This window comes from Lysobacter sp. ISL-50 (assembly GCF_018612875.1).
GTDB lineage: Bacteria > Pseudomonadota > Gammaproteobacteria > Xanthomonadales > Xanthomonadaceae > Lysobacter.
Window position 1 is genome coordinate 30746 of sequence record NZ_JAGGRI010000027.1, and the last position, 17835, is coordinate 48580.

At 66.1% G+C, this 17835-nt stretch carries 10 protein-coding genes; 2 read left to right on the forward strand and 8 right to left on the reverse strand.

Features of this window, described 5'->3' with window-relative positions; all coding sequences use genetic code 11:
* Positions 1 to 243 precede the first annotated feature (243 nt).
* From pbpC to J7J50_RS16595, 7 genes are all read right to left on the reverse strand, one after another.
* Complete coding sequence (pbpC, locus tag J7J50_RS16565; RefSeq protein WP_251044370.1) at positions 244 to 2577, reverse strand: penicillin-binding protein 1C; 2334 nt, start codon at positions 2575 to 2577, stop codon at positions 244 to 246.
* Between the two features lie 166 nt (positions 2578 to 2743).
* Positions 2744 to 3799 (reverse strand): hypothetical protein, encoded by a 1056-nt coding sequence (locus J7J50_RS16570; protein ID WP_215060008.1) that lies wholly within the window; start codon positions 3797 to 3799, stop codon positions 2744 to 2746.
* Entirely contained in the window at positions 3796 to 8787 is a 4992-nt protein-coding gene (locus J7J50_RS16575; RefSeq protein ID WP_215060010.1) for an alpha-2-macroglobulin, read from the reverse strand. Before J7J50_RS16575 ends, J7J50_RS16570 begins: the two co-directional genes overlap by 4 nt.
* A gap of 317 nt (positions 8788 to 9104) precedes the next feature.
* A complete protein-coding gene (locus J7J50_RS16580) occupies positions 9105 to 9734 on the reverse strand; it encodes a hypothetical protein (protein ID WP_215060012.1) in 630 nt (209 codons plus the stop codon).
* Between the two features lie 10 nt (positions 9735 to 9744).
* Positions 9745 to 12174, reverse strand: coding sequence for an XVIPCD domain-containing protein (locus J7J50_RS16585; protein ID WP_215060014.1), 2430 nt, complete (start codon positions 12172 to 12174; stop codon positions 9745 to 9747).
* A gap of 29 nt (positions 12175 to 12203) precedes the next feature.
* Positions 12204 to 13082: an ankyrin repeat domain-containing protein gene (locus J7J50_RS16590; RefSeq protein WP_251044366.1), complete on the reverse strand. Its 879-nt coding sequence runs from the start codon at positions 13080 to 13082 to the stop codon at positions 12204 to 12206.
* A gap of 173 nt (positions 13083 to 13255) precedes the next feature.
* Positions 13256 to 13690 carry a hypothetical protein gene (locus tag J7J50_RS16595; protein ID WP_215060017.1) on the reverse strand — a complete coding sequence of 145 codons (435 nt, stop codon included), beginning with the start codon at positions 13688 to 13690 and terminating at the stop codon, positions 13256 to 13258.
* Between the two features lie 87 nt (positions 13691 to 13777).
* Here J7J50_RS16595 and J7J50_RS16600 point away from each other — a divergent pair, with 87 nt between their 5' ends.
* Positions 13778 to 14005 (forward strand): hypothetical protein, encoded by a 228-nt coding sequence (locus J7J50_RS16600; RefSeq protein ID WP_215060019.1) that lies wholly within the window; start codon positions 13778 to 13780, stop codon positions 14003 to 14005.
* Positions 14006 to 15302: 1297 nt separating this feature from the next.
* Positions 15303 to 17213: a M4 family metallopeptidase gene (locus J7J50_RS16605; RefSeq protein WP_215060021.1), complete on the forward strand. Its 1911-nt coding sequence runs from the start codon at positions 15303 to 15305 to the stop codon at positions 17211 to 17213.
* 261 nt (positions 17214 to 17474) lie between these two features.
* Here J7J50_RS16605 and J7J50_RS16610 read toward each other — a convergent pair whose 3' ends face one another.
* Positions 17475 to 17831, reverse strand: a complete 357-nt coding sequence (locus J7J50_RS16610) for a DUF1428 domain-containing protein (protein ID WP_215060023.1) — start codon at positions 17829 to 17831, stop codon at positions 17475 to 17477.
* Positions 17832 to 17835: the final 4 nt, after the last annotated feature.

The following is a 17835-nucleotide window of genomic DNA, read 5'->3' on the forward strand; positions in this document are numbered from 1 at the left end:
CGGCCACGCGCGGCCGGATCGGACACCTTGCGCTACCATGCCGGCTCACCCTTCTGCGTATCGGGTTCGCGAACTCCCATGGCCCATCGCCGCAGCGAGCTGACCTTGTCCCGCCTTTTCGGCGCGCCGGTGTTGGTGCATTGGACGGTGCTGCTGATCGCCCTGCTGGCGCTGTTGTTCAGTCGCGATCCGCTCGCGCTGAGCGCCGGCAATGCGGCGCGTCCGGGCACCGCCGCCGTTCGCCTAACGCAAGACCTTGAACCGAACCCGCGACCACGCGCCGGTATCGGCCAACGCGGTCAGGCTGTGTTCGCCGGCTTCGCCGAAATCGTGATCCAGGCGCGAGCGGCCCTGCGATTCGCCGATCAAACGCCCGTCGAGCAACCAGCGCACGCGCGCATCGCTGCCGAGCGCGCGCACCGACAAGCGCAGCGGCGTCGCGCTGCCCGGAGCGCGGGCGAGCGTGGCCAGATCGTCGATGCCCTCGATCCGCAGTTCTTCGACCGCGTCGCGGCCGTCGTCGATGCAGTCCGGCGACAGCGGCGGCAATCGCGAGGCCTTGCGCGTGTCGGCGGCCAACCAAGGCGACGCCAAGGCAGGCCAACGCGCCAGCTCAAGCGCCTTGCGCTCGTGCGGCGCCAAGCACTCGCCCGACAGACGCAAACCGCTGCGCGCATCGACCTCATACCGCTCGACTCCCGCATTCCATAGCCGCGCATCGCGCTCGGCCAAGGTCGGCGGCACCGAGCCGTCCAGCGTCCACGCCTGCAAGCGGCGATGACATAGCTGCGGCGCCTGCGGGTCCGGCGCCACGCCCAGCGGCCAGCACACTTCGATCTGCCGCACGTTGGCCGGCGGCGGCCGCGGTACGGAATCGCCGCGCAAACGCGGCAGGCTGTCGATCACTTCGAACAACAGCGGCAACGCGGTGACCGCGCCATATTGGCCGGGCAGCGGCGTGCCGTCGGGCCGTCCGACCCACACGCCGACCGTATAACGCCGCGTGCTGCCCAGCGCCCAGGCGTCGCGGAAGCCGTAACTGGTGCCGGTCTTCCAGGCCACGCGCGGGCGCGCGGCGGAATCGAAGGTCTGTTCGACGCTGCCCGGGCGCGGGTTGGCTTCCAGAATCTCGCGCACGATCCAGGCCGCGCCCGGCGACAGCAACCGGCGTTCTGTTTTCTGCGAACCCAGTTGATAACGCACGCGCCCGGCGATGCCGCCGCGATTGAACGCCGAATACGCGCCGACCAGATCCTCCAGGCGCGCGCCGGTGCCGCCGAGAATCATCGCCAGATTGGGCTGCGCCCCGCGCGGCCATTGCAGGTCGATGCCGGCGTGGGCCAGACGCGCGGAGAACCGCGCCGGGCCGACCCGGTCGAGCAGATCCACCGCCGGCACGTTGAGCGACAAGCGCAGCGCCGTGGCCGCGCCGACCGGCCCGTTGAAGGCGGCGTCGAAATTGCCCGGCCGGTAGCCGTGAAACGATTGCGGCGCATCGACGAACAGGCTTTCGGAATGGATCAGCCCATCGTCGATCGCCAGCCCGTACAGGAACGGCTTCAAGGTCGAGCCGGGCGAGCGCCAGGCCTGGACCATATCGACGTGACCCAACCGCGCCGCATCGCCGAAGGTCACCGAGCCGACGTAGGCGCGCGCTTCCAGGCTGGCGTTGTCGACCACCAGCAACGCCGCCGAGGTGCGCTCGGGCAAGCTGGAGAAATACGCGCTGAGCCGGTCTTCCAAGGTGCGCTGCAGCTGCGGATCGATGGTCGACACCACCCGCGCCGCATCGGGGTTTTCGAAACGCAGCCGCTGCGCGAGCAAGGGTGCGTAGCGCGGCGGCTGCAGCGAACGCGCCACCACCGGCTCCACGCGCGCATCATTGACCTGCGCGCGCGACCACACGCCCAGCGCGGCCATGCGCGCAAGCACCTTGTCGCGGGCGATGCGCGCGCGCTCGGGTTCGCGATCCGGGCGCAGCCGGCTCGGCGATTGCGGCAGCACCGTCAACAACGCGGCCTCGGCATGCGACAGGCGTGAGGACGGCTTGCCCAGATAGGCCCAGCTCGCCGCTTCCACGCCCTCCACCGTGCCGCCGAACGGCGCGCGGTTGAGATACAGGGCGAGAATCTGCGCCTTCGACAGATGCGTTTCCAGTTGCAGCGCACGCAGCATCTGCCGGCTCTTGGCCCACAGGCTGCGGCGATGTTCGCCGGGTTCGGCGTCGAGGATGCGTGCGACCTGCATGGTCAGGGTCGATCCGCCCGACACCACCCGCCCGCTGCGCAGCCACTGCCCGGCCGCGCGCAGCATCGCCACCGGGTTGATGCCCGGATGCTTCCAGAACCAGCGGTCTTCGTAGTTCAACAGCGCCTGCAGGTACAGCGGCGAGACTTGCCCGGCGGTGACCGGATAACGCCACACGCCGTCGCGGTCGGCGAAGGCGCGCAGCGGCGTGCCGTCGCGCGCGACCACCACCGCGCCGGCATCGCGCGGTTTCGGCAAGGGCAGCGGGAACGCCAGGTCCAGCAGCATCGCCGCGATCGTCAGCGACAACAGCGCCAGCAGGGTTTTCAGCGCGAATCGGCGCGCGCGGCCGCGTGCGGCGGCGCGAGGGGATTCGATGGCGGCGGGCGATGTGGACAAGAGCGGCAGGCGATGAGGTCAGTGCAACGAAGGTGAAGCGCTTGCGCGCAGGGTACGCGGCCGGCCGGCGTAGGCATCGCGGCCGCGGCGGCCGCGCTCACTCGCCCAGGTCGTGCTCTTCGTGATCGGCCAGGTACAGCTCGCCTTCGATCAAACGGAAGTTCATGTGATACCCCACTCCGCCGCTCTGCGGCCATTGCAGCATGGCGGTGGCGTCGATCACATAGCTGCCGCCCGCGACTTCGGCCGTGGCGCCGTCGGGCGCCAGATCGATCTGCAAGGCGCGCTCGCCCGGCACGGCGCCGCCGCGCGGGGCGACCGAGGCGAAGCGCCGGTGCTCGTCGATCCGGCTCAGCTGCGCGTGGCTGAGCATGCCGACGGTATCGATGAAGGCGCGGCGCCGCTGCGCATCGGCGAACACGGCTTCGGGCTCGGCGGCGTTCTTGTCCGCGGCCGCGGGGGCCGGACGCAGATGCGCGGCGACCTCGCTGTCGCGGCCGGCTTGCAAGGCCAAGCGCATGGCCTGCAACTGCGCGATCACGCGCTGTTCGGGCGTTTCTTCGACGACCCGGCGCAGCGCCTTGCCGTCCCATTCGAAGGCGTAGTAACCCAGCGTCCTCGGAAACGGCAGCATGCACGCCTCCAGGCCGTCGACCCACAGGCGGCCGTCGCGGATTCCGCGCACTTGCGGGCAGTCGGCGAATACATCGGTCTGGTCCGGCTGCAATTGCAGGCCGTCCTTGCGCGCCAGCAACACGCGCACGCGCTTGGCGACGTGGCGCATCGCGCCTTCTTCGCCGATGCCGTACTCGATCACCACATCGTTGCGGCCGTCGCGATCGAGATCGCCGACGAAATGATCGACATCGAAGTGGTCGAACCCGGGATCGGCCTTGCGCACGATCGCGTCGGCCTGCTCGATCAGCGGGTCCAGCGGCGGAGTGTCGTGCGGCGAGGTGCCGCCCCAGTTCAAGGCCGGGTCCGTTGCCGGATCGGCGGAGGCAGCGGCGGCGTCAGCGGGCGCCGCCTTTTTGTCCGCGCCGGCGGCCGCGCCGCCGTTGCCGTCATCGCCGCCGCAACCGGCCAGCGCCAGCAACGCCGCCAGCGACGCGGCGGGAAGCGCGAAGCGTCCCGCCCTGCGCGCCGGACTCACGGCTGACGCACCGACAAGCTGGCCGGGCTGGCCTTGCCGACGCCGCGCAGCTCGGGACGGTACATGTCCTCGACCAGCGATGGCGGCACCGTGTAAGTACCCGGCGTCACCGCGCGCACCAGATAGAACACGCGCGCGGTCTGGTTGGCGTCGAGCTTCAGCGCGGCGATGTAGCGGTCGTCGCGGAACTCCTCGTGCTTGACGTCGGCGGCGCTGGAGCGCTCGGACACCTCGATCCCGTCCACGACCACGCCGGCCCATTGCTTGCCGTCGCCGAGGTTGAAGTTTTCGATCTCCAGTCCCGCCGGCAGGAGATCGGTGAGCAGCGCGTCGGGCATGGCGCTGTGGGCCTTGATCTTCACCTGCACGATCAACGCCTCGCCCTCGACCAGACTGCCGCCGCTCCAGTCCTTGCCCTGCGTGGTGTAGTACTTGCGCGCGACCTCGATCTGCGAATCGTCGGCGGCCGGCGCGGTGCGCGGCACGCCGGCGACTTCGAAGCTGGCGTACAGCGGCGGCTGGCCGCTGGGCGCGAAGCTCACGCCGGAGGCGAGCGTGGCGTAGTCGAACACGCGACCGATCAGCTTGGCCGGATCGGCGTCGGTGGAGGCGCCGGCCACGGTCCAGCGGCCGGAGATCTGCTTGCCCTGGTCGGCCATCAAGGCCTTGCCCAGGCGCGCCAGCGCGACCTGTTCCTGCGTGCTCAGATACAGCCAGCCGCTGTTGCGGCGCGCATCCAGGTCGCGGCCCATCGACACCGTGCGCGCGTCGTATTCGGGCTGCGACAGCTTGTGCTCGTGCACCAGCGCGATCATCAGCGCGTCGTCGCGCAGGCGGCTGCCGTAATCGCCCAGATACGGCGGGCGCTGGGCCGGATCGCGCGCGAAGCCTTCCTTGATCGCCTTGCCGCCGCGCGCCTTGTCGCCCTGCAGCGACAGCGCCAGGCCCAGATGCACCAGCGGCAGGCCGGTCAGGCTCTGCTTGCGATCGTTGTCGTACAACGCGCGCAGCGTTCCCAGCGGCGCGCGGTTGACGCGGGCCAGCACGTAACCGGCGTGGGTCTGATAGGCGAACTTCAGATGTTCGCGCCGGTCGTAGCCGTAGAACGAGGCATTGCCCGAGAGCAGATCCTCGTTGAGCACCTTCAGCGCTTTTTGCAGCATCGCCTCGGGCACGGCGAAGCCGCCGTCGCGCGCATCGAGCAGGAACTCGACCACGTACGGCGTCAGCGCCGGGTTGACGGTATCGCCGTCGCCCCACATCGAGAAATGGCCCGAGGCGATCTGCATCGCCGCCAATCGGCCGAACGCGCCTTCCATGCGCGCGCGCCGCTGCTTGGCGTCGATGCCCTTGACCCCGAGCATCTTCGCCGTGGCCTCGTCCAGTTCCAGCGCGGCATAGCCCTTGCTGGTGGTCTGCTCGGCGCAGCCGTAGGGATATTCCAGCGCGCCCTGCAAGGCGCTGGCGAAGGGAATCGGCGGCAACGCGCTGACCACCATGCGCGCGTTGACCGAGTCGGGCATCAGGCCGTCGGCGAAATCGGTGCCGAGCTGGACCGCGCCGAGCTCATCGAGCACGCGGGTGCGCGAACGCAGCACCGACGGCCAGGCCGGACGCACCGGCAGATCGTAGCGGCGATCGACCTTGTAGCCGTTGCCGTCCACCCGCACCCGCACTTGCGCGGTGGTGTAGCCCTCGCGCGCAACGATCGGGAAGGTCAGGGTCTTCTTGGCTTCCACGCCCAGGCTGAGCTTGTGCTCGCCGTCGCTGAGCGAGAGCGGGCCCACGCCTTCGACCTTGACCGCGAACTCGCCCGGCTTGCCGGTGAAGTTCTGCACGTCGAGGGTGACGTTGCTCTTGTCGCCCGGCGCCAGCACGCGCGGCGTGCTGGCTTCGGCCAGCACCGGCGCGCGCACCACGGTTTCGGCGTCCTTGTTGCCGTAGCTGCCGCCGGAGTAGACCAGCGCCGACACCCGCACGGTGCCGTTGAAGTCGGGCACGGCGAGCTTGATCCGGGCGATGCCCTGCGCGTCGAGCTTCACCGGTCCTGCGAACAGGTCCACGGTCTGCACGCGCGCGGTCGGACGCCGCGCCTGCGGCAAGGCCTCCAGCGCCATGTCGCCGCCGAAACGGATCTTGGCGGTGTCGCCTTCGTAGCTTTCGATCACCCGCCCGTAGACGTCGTAGGCATCCACGCCCAGGCGGCGCTGGGCGAAGAAATGCGCGGCCGCGTCCGGCACCGGGAAGCGGGTGATGTTGAGGATGCCGACATCGACCGCGGACACGGTGACGTAAGCGTCCTTACCCGCCAATTGCGGCGCGCTGACGATCACCGGCAGATCCTGCTCGGGCTTCATCAGCTTGGGCACGCTGAGGCCGACGGCGATCTTGCGATCGCGCCGGTCCATCGGCACGTGCACCACGCCGACCGCGCGCGCCGGGGTGATCTTGCTCGGCGCGCTGCCGCCGCGGAACACCAGCGCGGTCACGTAGATGTCGTGACGCTCCCAATCGGCGGTGACCGGAATCTTGAACTTGCCGCCGGCCTTGGCTTCGATCGCCTGCACGTACAGCATGCGGTCGGCTTCGACCATCAGCAGCCCGGGGCCCTCGTGCGGCGGCGTGATCGCCACTTCCAGCGTGTCGCCGGCCTTGTACGAGGTCTTGTCCAGCGCCAGCTTGACCTTGTCCGGACGCGCGTCCAGGCCGCGGTTCTGGTCGTCCCAGCTCCAGCCGGCGCGGAACGGATAGCGGGTGGTGAGCTTGGTCGCCGGATCGAACACGTCCAGGCGGTACTCGCCCCACTCCACCGGGAAGCTGAGCTTGGCCACCGACGCGCCGACATCGACGTTGCGCACCTCCACGTCCTGATAGCGGCGGGTGAAGTCGTAATCCCAGCCGCCGTCGTCGGCGTAGTTCCAGTGGTAGTCGCGATGCTCGCGCACCAGGGTCACGCGCAGGCCGGTGGCCGGGCGCGTCTTGCCGTCGCTGCCGACGCGGGTGATCTCGAAGCCGGCATTGCCGTTGCTGTCGGTGCCGTCCTTGTCGTCGAACAAGGGCCGCACGCCGACCAGCGCATCGGCCGGCCACAGCACCCGCTTGACGCTGCGGTTGACGCTGCGGCCGCCGGTTTCGTACACGCTGCCGGTGACGATGGCGGCGATGGTGCTGACCGGCTTGGCTTCATCCGGCAAAGCGATGTCCTGAGTCAGCTTGCCTTGCTCGTCCAGGGTCGTATCGATCACGTCCTTGGCTTCTTTCGGCAACGTCAGCGTCGGATCGCCGAAGAAGTAACCCGGCAGTTGTTCCAGCGGATGCTGCTCGACCGCGACGGTCATCTTCGCGGTGAAACGATTGCCCGCGGCCGGCGCGCCGTACAGATAGGCGGCGTCCACGCCGAGCTTGAACGGCTGACCGGGCTTGAGCACCGGCTGCGCGCTCAGGTCCATCTTCAGCCGCTCGGGCAGGAATTCCTCGATGCGCAGGGTCATGCCCTGCACCGCTTCCTTGCTGCTCGGATCGGTGCGGAACTCGACCCGCCAGCGGCCGGTGGCGGCATCGGCGGGAATCAGCTGCGAATGGCGCACATAGCCTTGCGCATCGGGCTGCAGGCGCGTTTCCAGGAAGGTCTTGCCGTCGGGCTGCACGTAGCGCAGGAACACCGGCTGCAAGGCCTTGCCCTTGGCGTCGATCGGCTTGCCGTCCTGATCGCGCAGCAGCGCCGACAGGCGCACGGTCTCGCCGGGGCGATACAGATCGCGGCCGGACCAGGCGAACACGTCGAACCAGGCCTGCTCGCGGCCGGCGACGGCGAATTCGGACAGGTCCAGCGCCGGCTGGTTGAACGGCAGCATCGACACGTCGCTGGCCTTGCTCGCGATCAGCACGTGCCCGGCGTCGAGCTTGTAGCCGAGCATGGCGTTGCCGTTGCCGTCGGTCTCGCCCTTGAGCACCGGCTCGCCTTGCGCGTCGATCACTTTCAAGGTCACGCCGCCGACCGCGCCGCCCTTCTCCAGCGAAGCCACGTGCACGAACAGCTTGTCCTTGTAGGCGCGCGCATGCAGGCCCAGGTCGCTGACGGTGAAGAACGCGGTCTCGAACTCGTCCTTGAACTGGCCGGCGCGCTTCATCACCGCGAAGTACAGGCCCGGCTCCTGCAGTTCCTTGATGTCCTGCAGCGGCAGATACGTCAGCACGCGCTCGTTGGGCTTGCCGCCGAGCACGAAGCGATTGACGTAGACCGGTTCGGCCAGCTTGGACAGCGGCTTCTTGTCGTCCCAGTCGCGTTCCAGTTCCCAACTGCCTTTGCGGCCGCCGCGCTGGTATTCGGAGAAGAACTTCGGCAGTTCCTTTTCCTTGACCCGCAGGAATTCGACATCGACCTCCGGCACGTTGATCGACACCACCGGCAGGCCGCGGCTGTCGCGCGCCGGCAGCACGCTGCCCTGCGAGGCGAAACCGACCACCGGGTCCAACGGGCCGGTGTAGACCTGCTTGCTGATCGGCTGGCCGATGCGGTCGCCGGCGGCGGCGGTCAGGCCGGCCTTGATCGTGACGGTGTAGTCCTTGCTCGCTTCCACGTGCGGGAAGCGCAGGATCTTGCCGCCGTCGTCGAGCACCCAGCCGCCCTGCACCGCCGCGCCGTTCTTGTCGGTCACCGCGAGCAGGTCGTCGAAGCTTTGCGTGCCGACCAGCGGCTGGCTGAATTCCAGCGCGATCGCCAGTTCGTCGCCGCGCTTCTGGTCCGGATAGGCGGCGACCAGGGCGAAGCCCTTGACCGCTTCGCGCTTGGCCTGGATCGCTTCGCCGCTGACCGTGGGCAACTGGCCGGTGGTGTCGCGCTTGCAGCCGGCGACCAGCGCGGTCGCCGCGATCAGCAGCGCCGCCGCGGTGCGCGCCCAGGCGCCGGGCCGGCTCGCGGCGCGCGCCGCGCAGAGGTTCGAGAGAGCGGTTTTATCCGCGAGTCCATCCAGGGGCTTAGCGCGCATCATGCGTATCTCTCAGGAAACTGCGACTGAGTATAGAACGAGCGCATGCAAGCGGTAATCGCGCGGCTTGGATCTGAACAGGGCCGCCATCGCCAGGCTCGACCAGCCAGTCAAGGCCACCACCGCCCAGCCCCAGGTGCCGCCAAGGGGCCAACCTGCGCCACGCCGGGTTAATCGCGCCGGGCGCCTGCTCGGCCCCGGGCCGACGACAGGGCGCGGACGGTTCGTACACCTCCCGCCGCCGACAAGGCTTCCGCCGATAACGGGCGCAAGCTGCCACAAAGTGGACTGACCGGATGCATCGCTGCGCCCATCGATCAAGCCGCCGGCGAATAACATGCAGCGCAGACCATGATCAGCAATGCGCACACGACCGAGGAAACGAATATGTCGCGAGCGAGCGCACTTGGGGCGTGGCGGCTGCTCGGCAACGACTGCTGCGCCCGCGGCTCCGGACAGGACGGAGGCGGCGGCTCCGGATCGGCGCATGGGCGCGGGACGGGACAAAGATAATGTAACGATCTCAGTCGCCGGCACGACCGGGCGGAATCCGGAATGCGCGGGAGGGACGCTCTGGGCGAGATTTCAGGAACCTGCGCCCAAAACAGCGGCGACACGCCGATTTCCCGCTTCCATTGCTCCAGCCACTGCGGATTGCCGGTTTCCACCAGACGCCGCTGCCAGGCATGCGGCCAGCGACGTATCTGGGCGGCCCGCGCCAACGCCTGCTCGCGGCCGGACGCGATTTCGTACCACATCAGCAGGAACGGATCGCGAGAATATCGATTCGCGGATTTCATGATGCGCGAGCCGTGCTCGAAGGCATCGTAGCCGATCTGCTCGAGATCGCGGCCCACGCCGACGATGTAGGAACGATCGCGCTGATGGGCCAGCACGTACACCAGCCAGGGAGCGGCGGCATCCTCGGTCGCTGCGGGGACTTCCATGCAGCCAGGCTCAGCGCTTCTTGCCCGGCTCGTCGGGGCCCTGGGTTTGCGTTTGCTGCTGCGTGCGCTGGCGCTCCAACTCCTGGTCGATCGCTCGATTGGCGGCCGCGAGCTTCTGGTCGGATTGTTCGACCGGCGTGTTGAGCGCCTGCTCCGACGACACGAACACGCGTTTGTGGGCGGGATCGTCGAGCTTGCCTTCGACCGCGAAAATGTTGCCCGCGCCCCCCGGCACGACATGGTCCACCTGCTTGAGCACATTGGCCGCCACCGAGACGTCCGTGCCGGGATAGCGGCCCACAGGGCTCTTGGATTCGGCCAGCAACGCACGGCTGATCCGCTCGCTGCCTTCGTCGTAGGGCTTGCCGATCTGCGCGTCGAGCTTGCGCATGCCGTCGCGAATCTGCAGCAGCGTCGAATGGTCGCGGTGCTCGGGGCTGTCCGGACCGGTCTGCGCCGGCCGGGCGGCCGCCGGTGCCTGCTCCGGCGCGGGCGCGGTCAGTCGCGGGAACTGGGCGTGCGCCGCGCGCTCCTGCGCCTGCACCCGCGCGGCCATGCTCGGCAACACCGCCTCGGTCATCAGATGGCGTTCGATGCTCTCGCCCGCCTGCGTCGTCACACCCCGCGCGAAGCGCGTGGTCTGCGTGAGGTCGAATACATTGGCATTGCCCGCGAGCCCGGCCGCGGCGCCGGCGGCCGCGCCGGCACCGGCGCCGACCGCGGGCATGCGCGCGGACACCGCATCCAGGGTACGACCGCCCGCGTCCAGGGCCCGATCCGAGGCGATACCGGAGCCTGCGATCACCGTGCGCTGCGTGTCCTCGACCACGGCCTGCACGCGCTCCAGTTCGACCACCCGCGCCGACGTCGCCGCCCGGATCGAAGCCGCATCGGCCGTCGCACCGGCGCGCGCCTGCGCGGCCTCGCCGCGATTGCGCGCATGCGCCTCGACCCCGCCGCGCTCGATGTCGTCGGCCTTGTCGTGCGCCCAACGTTGCACACCATCGGGCAAGACATCCAGGCTGCTGATCCCGCGCAACACGCCCGCGCCCGCCTGCGCCCCACGCAACTGCACTTCGCCCTGCACCGTGTCGATCGCCGCCTCCGCGCGGCCCGCGGCCAGCCGCGCTTGCGCCGTGGTCTCGCCTCCCACACGCACCCCGGCCTGCGCCGTCGCGTGCGAAACGCCGGAAACCACGTCGGCGAAATCGGCCGCCTTCACCGTCGCGCCACGCACTACATCGCCGGCGTCGTCCATGCCCTGGGCGGTGATCCGTCCGGACGCCGCCGCGACCTGGCCCACCGAGTGGCCCATGTGCGCTCCCTGCAAGGTCAGGTACGCGGTTTCCAGCACCGGCTTGGCGAAGTTGGAGATTTCGGTCAGCGTCAAACGCTGCTCGCGATCGATCAGGCGGCCCGCGCCGTCCCAGGTTTTTACATCATCCAGCGGTACGACCTTACCCGCGGCGAGCGGCAGGTCGCGCAGCATCTGGCGGGTGTCGCCCTCGGCGAGCTGCTTCACGAATTCGCGCACGGCCGGGCGGGCATGCTCCGGCATCATGACGTTGAGTTTCGCGCTCAGCAGTTGCTGGCCTTCCGGGGCTTTGTGCAGCAGCCCGCAGGTTTCCCCGAGCACGCCGGCCAGTTGCTTGCGGTGCAGCGCGTCGAGACGGTCGATGTTGTGCTGGATGCCTTCGTTGAGCAGTTCGCCGTGGATCTGGTAGGAGGTGACGGTGCGGTCGGTGTCGTGGACCTGCACGCCAGGTTTTTCGGCGGCGAAGCGCAAGGCCGTTTGCGGGTGCAGTCCCGCAGCATTGAATGTGGTCGCCGGGCGGCCGGTGATCGCCGACATGGCTGAGGACATGCCGCCGCCGAGGGAGTGGCCGGCGTATTCGGCGATCAGGCCGTTGTTTTCCATGAACAGCGCTAACTGCATCGTGCGGTCATAGTAATCGGTCTTCAAACCGATGGACTGGGGGAAGTTGTTGGCGACGAAGTCTTCGGCACCGGTAGCATGGAGTTCACCGTCTGCCCCGACGACTTCACCAGCCGATCCCTTGGGGACGATGACCGGTTTGTAGCCCGGACCCAGGACTTCCTGGATTGGGAGGTAAATCTCGGCGCGGAAGCCGGAGTTCACTGGCTTCAGGTAGTCACGTAATTGCTCATCGCTCAACGCTGCGAGCTTCGGAGCCGCCTCCCGCAGTTTATCGAGGTTTTCGCTTGCGCGAATCCAACCGGGAGGCGATTTCTTACCTTCGTCCGGTGCATGCTCGCCCATCGCGGACCAGTAAGTGTCCTTGGCCAACACCGCCATATTGTCGTCGTGATAGGTACGTTGCAGCTCATTGGCACGAGCGATGGCGGTCGGATCGCCACTACCTCGCATTTGGCGCAGCAAGTCTTGGCGAGCCTTGAGTTCATCGGCGGTGGGGAACATGGTGACTCCTTGTCGTTTGGGAATGTTGGTTACAGCAAAGGAATGTCTTTTTCTTCGGTCGGATAGCCGAAAGATTTGCGCATGTCTTTGATATGCGACGGCATCGGTGTGCGCTTATAGCCGCGTTCGAGCAACCATTGCTGGCACTTGCGCTGCCATTCGACGTAACCTGGTTTGCTGGGGTACCAGAAGATCGCGTTAATCGTCGTCTTATAGGCAGGGTCTTCATCATCGTTGTCGGGATTGGCGCCATGCTGTAGCAGCCAGTAAGTGGGCTCGAAGCCACCTCCTCCCGCATATTCACTGATGAATGGTTGGTTCCGGGTCTTTGCGTTCACGTCCGCGCCGCGCTCAACTAGCAGCTTCACGTTCTGCCACTGCTTGCCCCAAAGAAAGGCCTGTACAAGCAAGGTTTCATTGTTTGCGTTCCGCGTATTAGGGTCGCCGCCATGATCAAGCAGAAGCTTGAGATAGATAGTGTCGTCGGCCTTTGCTGCCCATACCATGGCATTGTCCTGAGTGCGAATACCGCGATCGTGCGTTTTCAAAGCATGTCTCGCATTCGGATCGGCCCCGTTCTCCAGTAACACCTGCAACGGCTTCGGGTACTTGTACATGACCAAGAACGCGATCAGCGGGTACTTCGCTTCCCGGCTAAAAATCTTGTCGGGATTGACGCCTTCGTCCTTCATCAATCGCCGCACTTCATCGACCCGGCCGGCATCGGCGGCCAGGATCAACTGCTGCGCCTTGGGGTTGTCGGGGAACCAGGACGCCGCATCGATCGCCAGCGCCCGGTTGGACGGCGGAGCGTCGAGACAGCCCGTGCCGACCAACAGTGCAAGAACGAGCAGCGCGCGCATGGCGTAAGCGGCGAATCGAGACAGCGGGATTGCGTGCAAGCTCATTCTCCCGATCCTTGGACAGTACGACGTGGGGTTGCAAGCGATTCTAAGCGTTCGATGCAACTGTGTCGCCGCTCACCGCGAAGCTGCGGATATTCCGTGCCGATGTGCGCAGTACAATGCATACGCCGCTGCAGTCTGTGCGCGATGCCGCTTGCGGTCGTGAACGGCCGCGACTATTTCTTACTCTCCTCGCGCGCGCATACGGTCTGCCACAGCGCCTCTTTGAAAGCGCCGATGCCCGGGTCGCCCTTGCTTGCAATCAGAGGCTCCAGGTCGTCGGGAACGTAAAACTTCGTGTAACCGACATACGCGCCGTCTCGATTCTTCATGTTGACCTCGCCGCAAACGGCGTAGGGACGGCCTTCCTTGGTCAATCGAGGGCTCATTTCAATATTGCGGAACATGGCTGAGCCGCGATCGGTCAGCTGGTCGAGAACGGCTCGTTTTGCCGCTTCGGTGGTGACAGGAGGACTGGGCGCTTCGACGCCGCGCGGATCGGCCTTGGCCGTAGGCGCGGTCGCCTTCGTTTCGGCGAAAACGTTTGGAGCGAACGCGAACACGACCGCCATGGCGGCAAGCAGATGAAAGCGGATATTGAACAACGACATTGAATTCTCCGGGACGCGGGGGAGCCATCGGCCAACTCGCGACATGGTTTCAGATCGCGTGTCGGCGACGATGAATGACGAGGTGACTTGGCTGCGAACGACGCAGCTCATGAGAGAACAAAAATTCGCGAAAAACAACGGCAACTAAAAGTTTCGCTTGCGGCGCATGTATTCATCATGATTTTTTGCACAGATTTTGCGATAAATTCTTTGAACGCAAGGCGCGAACGATGCTTTGCCGACACGAAATTTCCGCGAAAAATCGCCGACACGAATGCGGCGGATGAAGAGTGGATATCCAGTGCCCGCGCGTAATACGCAATACCTGTACGCATCCCCACGATTGAACGCATACGCCGTCACTTCACCGCACGATTTGGCTCTGCGTCATCGCGTATCCAACGCCAGCCTTGTTGGTCTCAACGGGCGCTTCGCTTCCCGGCTGAAAATCTTGTCGGGGCTGCGCCCTTGGTCAGCCGCTGCACTCATCGACCTGGCCGGCGTCGGCGGCCAGGATCAACTGCTGCGCCTTGGAGGTGTCCGGGAACCAGGATGCTGTATCGATCGATCGCCTACGTCCGGATGAACGGTGCAGCGTCCACGCAGCCGGTATTCGACATCATCAGCATCACGAACAGCGCCTGCGAGGCGCAGGTGGCAAGACGCGTAGAGCCATTCAGTGCAAGGTCGATCCAGTGGTCAGGGACGCGACGTTCTTCGGGCGGCTCTGAATCCGTTGGCGCGCCAGCCTCCCGCGACTATCCATGTCCCGCCAGAAAAGTTCCCGTGAGCCGCAAAAATGTTCGCCAGTGGTGTGCCCTGACACCGTGCGATCTCGCGACACTTCTCAGCCCCCGAACCCCGTCGGCGGGATCGGCCGCACACGGCATCGCCGCAATCGCCCCAGCCCGCAGTCGTGGCGGGCCGGACGCAAGGAGTTCGCCATAGAGCGCTTTGATGACCTGGGCCGATATGCGGCGCCGTTCCGGTTTTCGAAAAACGATTTAGGCTTATGAATAAACATAATAATCGAATAGTGCAAAGCAGCCCGCAGAACCATGCGTGCAAAGGTCACGTCAGCCGGTGGACATAATCGATCCGGTGGTGAATTGCGCAGTTCGACAAAAACGCACGTCGCGGCCGATATGCGCCTCGCCCGGCGATTTATGGCACTTCGACGACTGCAGTCACATTAATCCAACGCACGAAGGCGGCCGCACCCTACCCAGGGCTCGCAATATCCTGCTGCAGTGCAGCAACATAAGTGAAATATTATTACGGCGGTTTTTAACCTCCTCTTCCGGGCGCGAATCGCCGCGAGTGAGGCGGCAGAACGCTTTCAGAAGAAATCATGTTGCGGACGCACACGCACAGGTCGCACTCGGTTTGTGACCTCCGTACCCGCCGTTGACGGCTTTTTCGGCTCGTCCATAGCGTCCCTCCGCCGCGCTACGCGTCAGCGCGGTATCCGCATCGAAGTTCGACGACACGCACCGCCTCGGGCACGGATCGCCGGAAGCCGCGCGTGCGAGCTACGGGGGAGCGGATGCACGAGCAATGAGAGCCGGCCGTGAACGCGGCCAACATCCACACTCGTTTAGGGGTAATTCCAGTGAATCGCAACGTATCGCCGACTGCCCTGTCTTTCGCCTTGTCGCTCGTCCTCGCCTCCGGTGCCGCCGGCGCCGCTCAGCGCGTCGATCTGCACGGCCAGGACATCGCCAAGCTCAATCAGCAGTACAAGGCCGCCGTCGCCAAGTCCGGCGCCGCCGCCAAAGCCAACGTGCGCCACGCAGAACTGATCTCGCTCGACGCCGACTCCTCGCTGACCCAGATCAAGAGCAGCCAGGACGCCGACGGCACCCGCAACTATCGCTACCAGCAAAGCTTCCGCGGCGTGCCGGTGTTCGGCGAGCACGTGGTCGTCAGCGAAGATGCCCAGGGCAACGTGCGCACGCTGTTCGGCCGCTCGGTCGCCGGCCTGGCCGCCGAACTGCCGGCCGCCGCGCCGAAGCTGAGCAGCGCGCAGGCGCTGGATCTGGCCAAGAGCGCCGCGCTCGGCAAGCGCCTGGGCGCGCTGCAGGTGCGCAACGAAAGCAGCAAGCAGATGATCTACATCGACGATAACGGCCGCGCGCACATGGCCTATGTCGTCAACTACTTCGCCGACGCGCCCAAGGGCGGCGAGCCGACCCGTCCGTTCGTGATCCTCGATGCGAACAGCGGCAAGGTGCTCAAGCAGTGGGAAGGCCTGGCGCACGCTCTGGTCGGCACCGGCCCCGGCGGCAACACCAAGACCGGCCAGTACGAATACGGCACCAACTTCGGGTTCAACGACGTCACCCAAAGCGGCAGCACGTGCACGATGAACAACGCCAACGTCAAGACGGTGAACCTCAACCACGGCACCAGCGGCACGACGGCGTTCTCCTACACCTGCCCGCGCAACACCGTGAAGGCGATCAACGGCGCGTTCTCGCCGCTCAACGACGCGCACTACTTCGGCAAGGTCGTGTTCGACATGTACAACAGCTACGTCGGCACTGCGCCGCTGACGTTCCAGCTGTCGATGCGCGTGCACTACAGCAACAGCTACGAAAACGCGTTCTGGGACGGCTCGGCCATGACCTTCGGCGACGGCGCGACGCGCTTCTATCCGCTGGTGAGCCTGGACGTGTCGGCGCACGAAGTCTCGCACGGCTTCACCGAGCAGCAGTCGGGCCTGGTGTATTCCGGCCAGTCCGGCGGCATCAACGAAGCCTATTCGGACATCGCCGGCGAAGCGGCCGAGTACTTCATGAACAACACCAACGACTTCCTCGTCGGTGCGCAGATCTTCAAGGCCAGCGGCGCGCTGCGCTACATGGCCAACCCGCCGCAGGACGGCCGTTCGATCGGTCACGCCAGCAACTACACCTCGGGCATGGACGTCCACTACTCCTCGGGCGTCTACAACAAGGCCTTCTACACCTTGGCCACCAAGGCGGGCTGGGACACGGTCAAGGCGTTCAAGGTCTTCGCCAAGGCGAACAAGGACTATTGGACCCCGAGCACCGACTTCAACAACGGCGCTTGCGGCGTGGAAACCGCCGCGACCGATCTGGGCTTCGCCAAGGCCGACGTCACCGCCGCGTTCTCGGTCGTGGGCGTCACCTGTCCCACCGGCCCGGGCCCGGGTCCGGGCACGAAGTACACCAACGACACCGATTTCGCGATCAACGACAACTCCACCGTCGACAGCCCGATCACCGTGTCCGGCCGTACCGGCAACGCCCCGACCAATGCGCAAGTGTCGGTCAACATCATCCACACCTACCGCGGCGACCTGAAGGTCGACCTGGTGGCGCCGGATGGCTCGCTGTACAACATCAGCAACCGTGCCGGCGGCAGCGCCGACAACCTTAGCGGGACCTTCACCTTCAACCTCTCCAGCGAACCGCTCAACGGTACCTGGAAGCTGCGCGTGAACGATAACGCCAATGCCGACGTTGGCCGCATCGATACCTGGAGCATCACGTTCTGATCCATCGGCGACCCGCATGATCGCCTTGGAAACCCCGGCTTCGGCCGGGGTTTTCTTTTTTTCACCCGATGCTCTGCACGACAACGCGCTGCAGTTCTCCCCTTTGAAAAAGGGGGGTTAGGGGGGATTTGCTGTTGCTGTTGCTTTCCCGGTAAAGCGCCAAAAGCAAATCCCCCCTTGCCCCCCTTTTTCAAAGGGGGGAACTGCACGGAAGGGAACAGAATGGGAGGGAACGGCACGGGGAGGGAACAGCGCGTTCGCTCAGAAACTCACGATCGGCTTGAACCCGCCGTAGATCATCCGCTTGAGGTCGAACGGCGTCTTCTTGGGATCCATATCCGCCAACCGCGGATCGTTGAGGACCCGCTTGTTGATCTTGTCGCGCTGCACCCGCGTCTTGTACACGATCCACGAGAACACCACGACTTCCCCCGGCTTGAGCTTCACCGCTTGCGGAAACGAAGTGGTCTTGCCGGGTTTGACGTCGTCCTCGACCGTCTCCATATACGCCAGGGCGCCATGTTCCATCCAGATCTTTCCGGCCTTGCGCGCCAACGCGCGATACGCGGCGAGATCCTTCTTCGGCACCGCCAGTACGAAACCATCCACGTAGCTCATACAT

What these genes read in the sequence shown, in the direction of transcription:
- J7J50_RS16575 (WP_215060010.1), bottom strand. Translation starts at nt 8,787, where the DNA reads ATGCGCGCTAAGCCCCTGGATGGACTCGCGGATAAAACCGCTCTCTCG.
- J7J50_RS16580 (WP_215060012.1), bottom strand. Translation starts at nt 9,734, where the DNA reads ATGGAAGTCCCCGCAGCGACCGAGGATGCCGCCGCTCCCTGGCTGGTG.
- J7J50_RS16585 (WP_215060014.1), bottom strand. Translation starts at nt 12,174, where the DNA reads ATGTTCCCCACCGCCGATGAACTCAAGGCTCGCCAAGACTTGCTGCGC.
- J7J50_RS16590 (WP_251044366.1), bottom strand. Translation starts at nt 13,082, where the DNA reads ATGAGCTTGCACGCAATCCCGCTGTCTCGATTCGCCGCTTACGCCATG.
- J7J50_RS16595 (WP_215060017.1), bottom strand. Translation starts at nt 13,690, where the DNA reads ATGTCGTTGTTCAATATCCGCTTTCATCTGCTTGCCGCCATGGCGGTC.
- J7J50_RS16610 (WP_215060023.1), bottom strand. Translation starts at nt 17,831, where the DNA reads ATGAGCTACGTGGATGGTTTCGTACTGGCGGTGCCGAAGAAGGATCTC.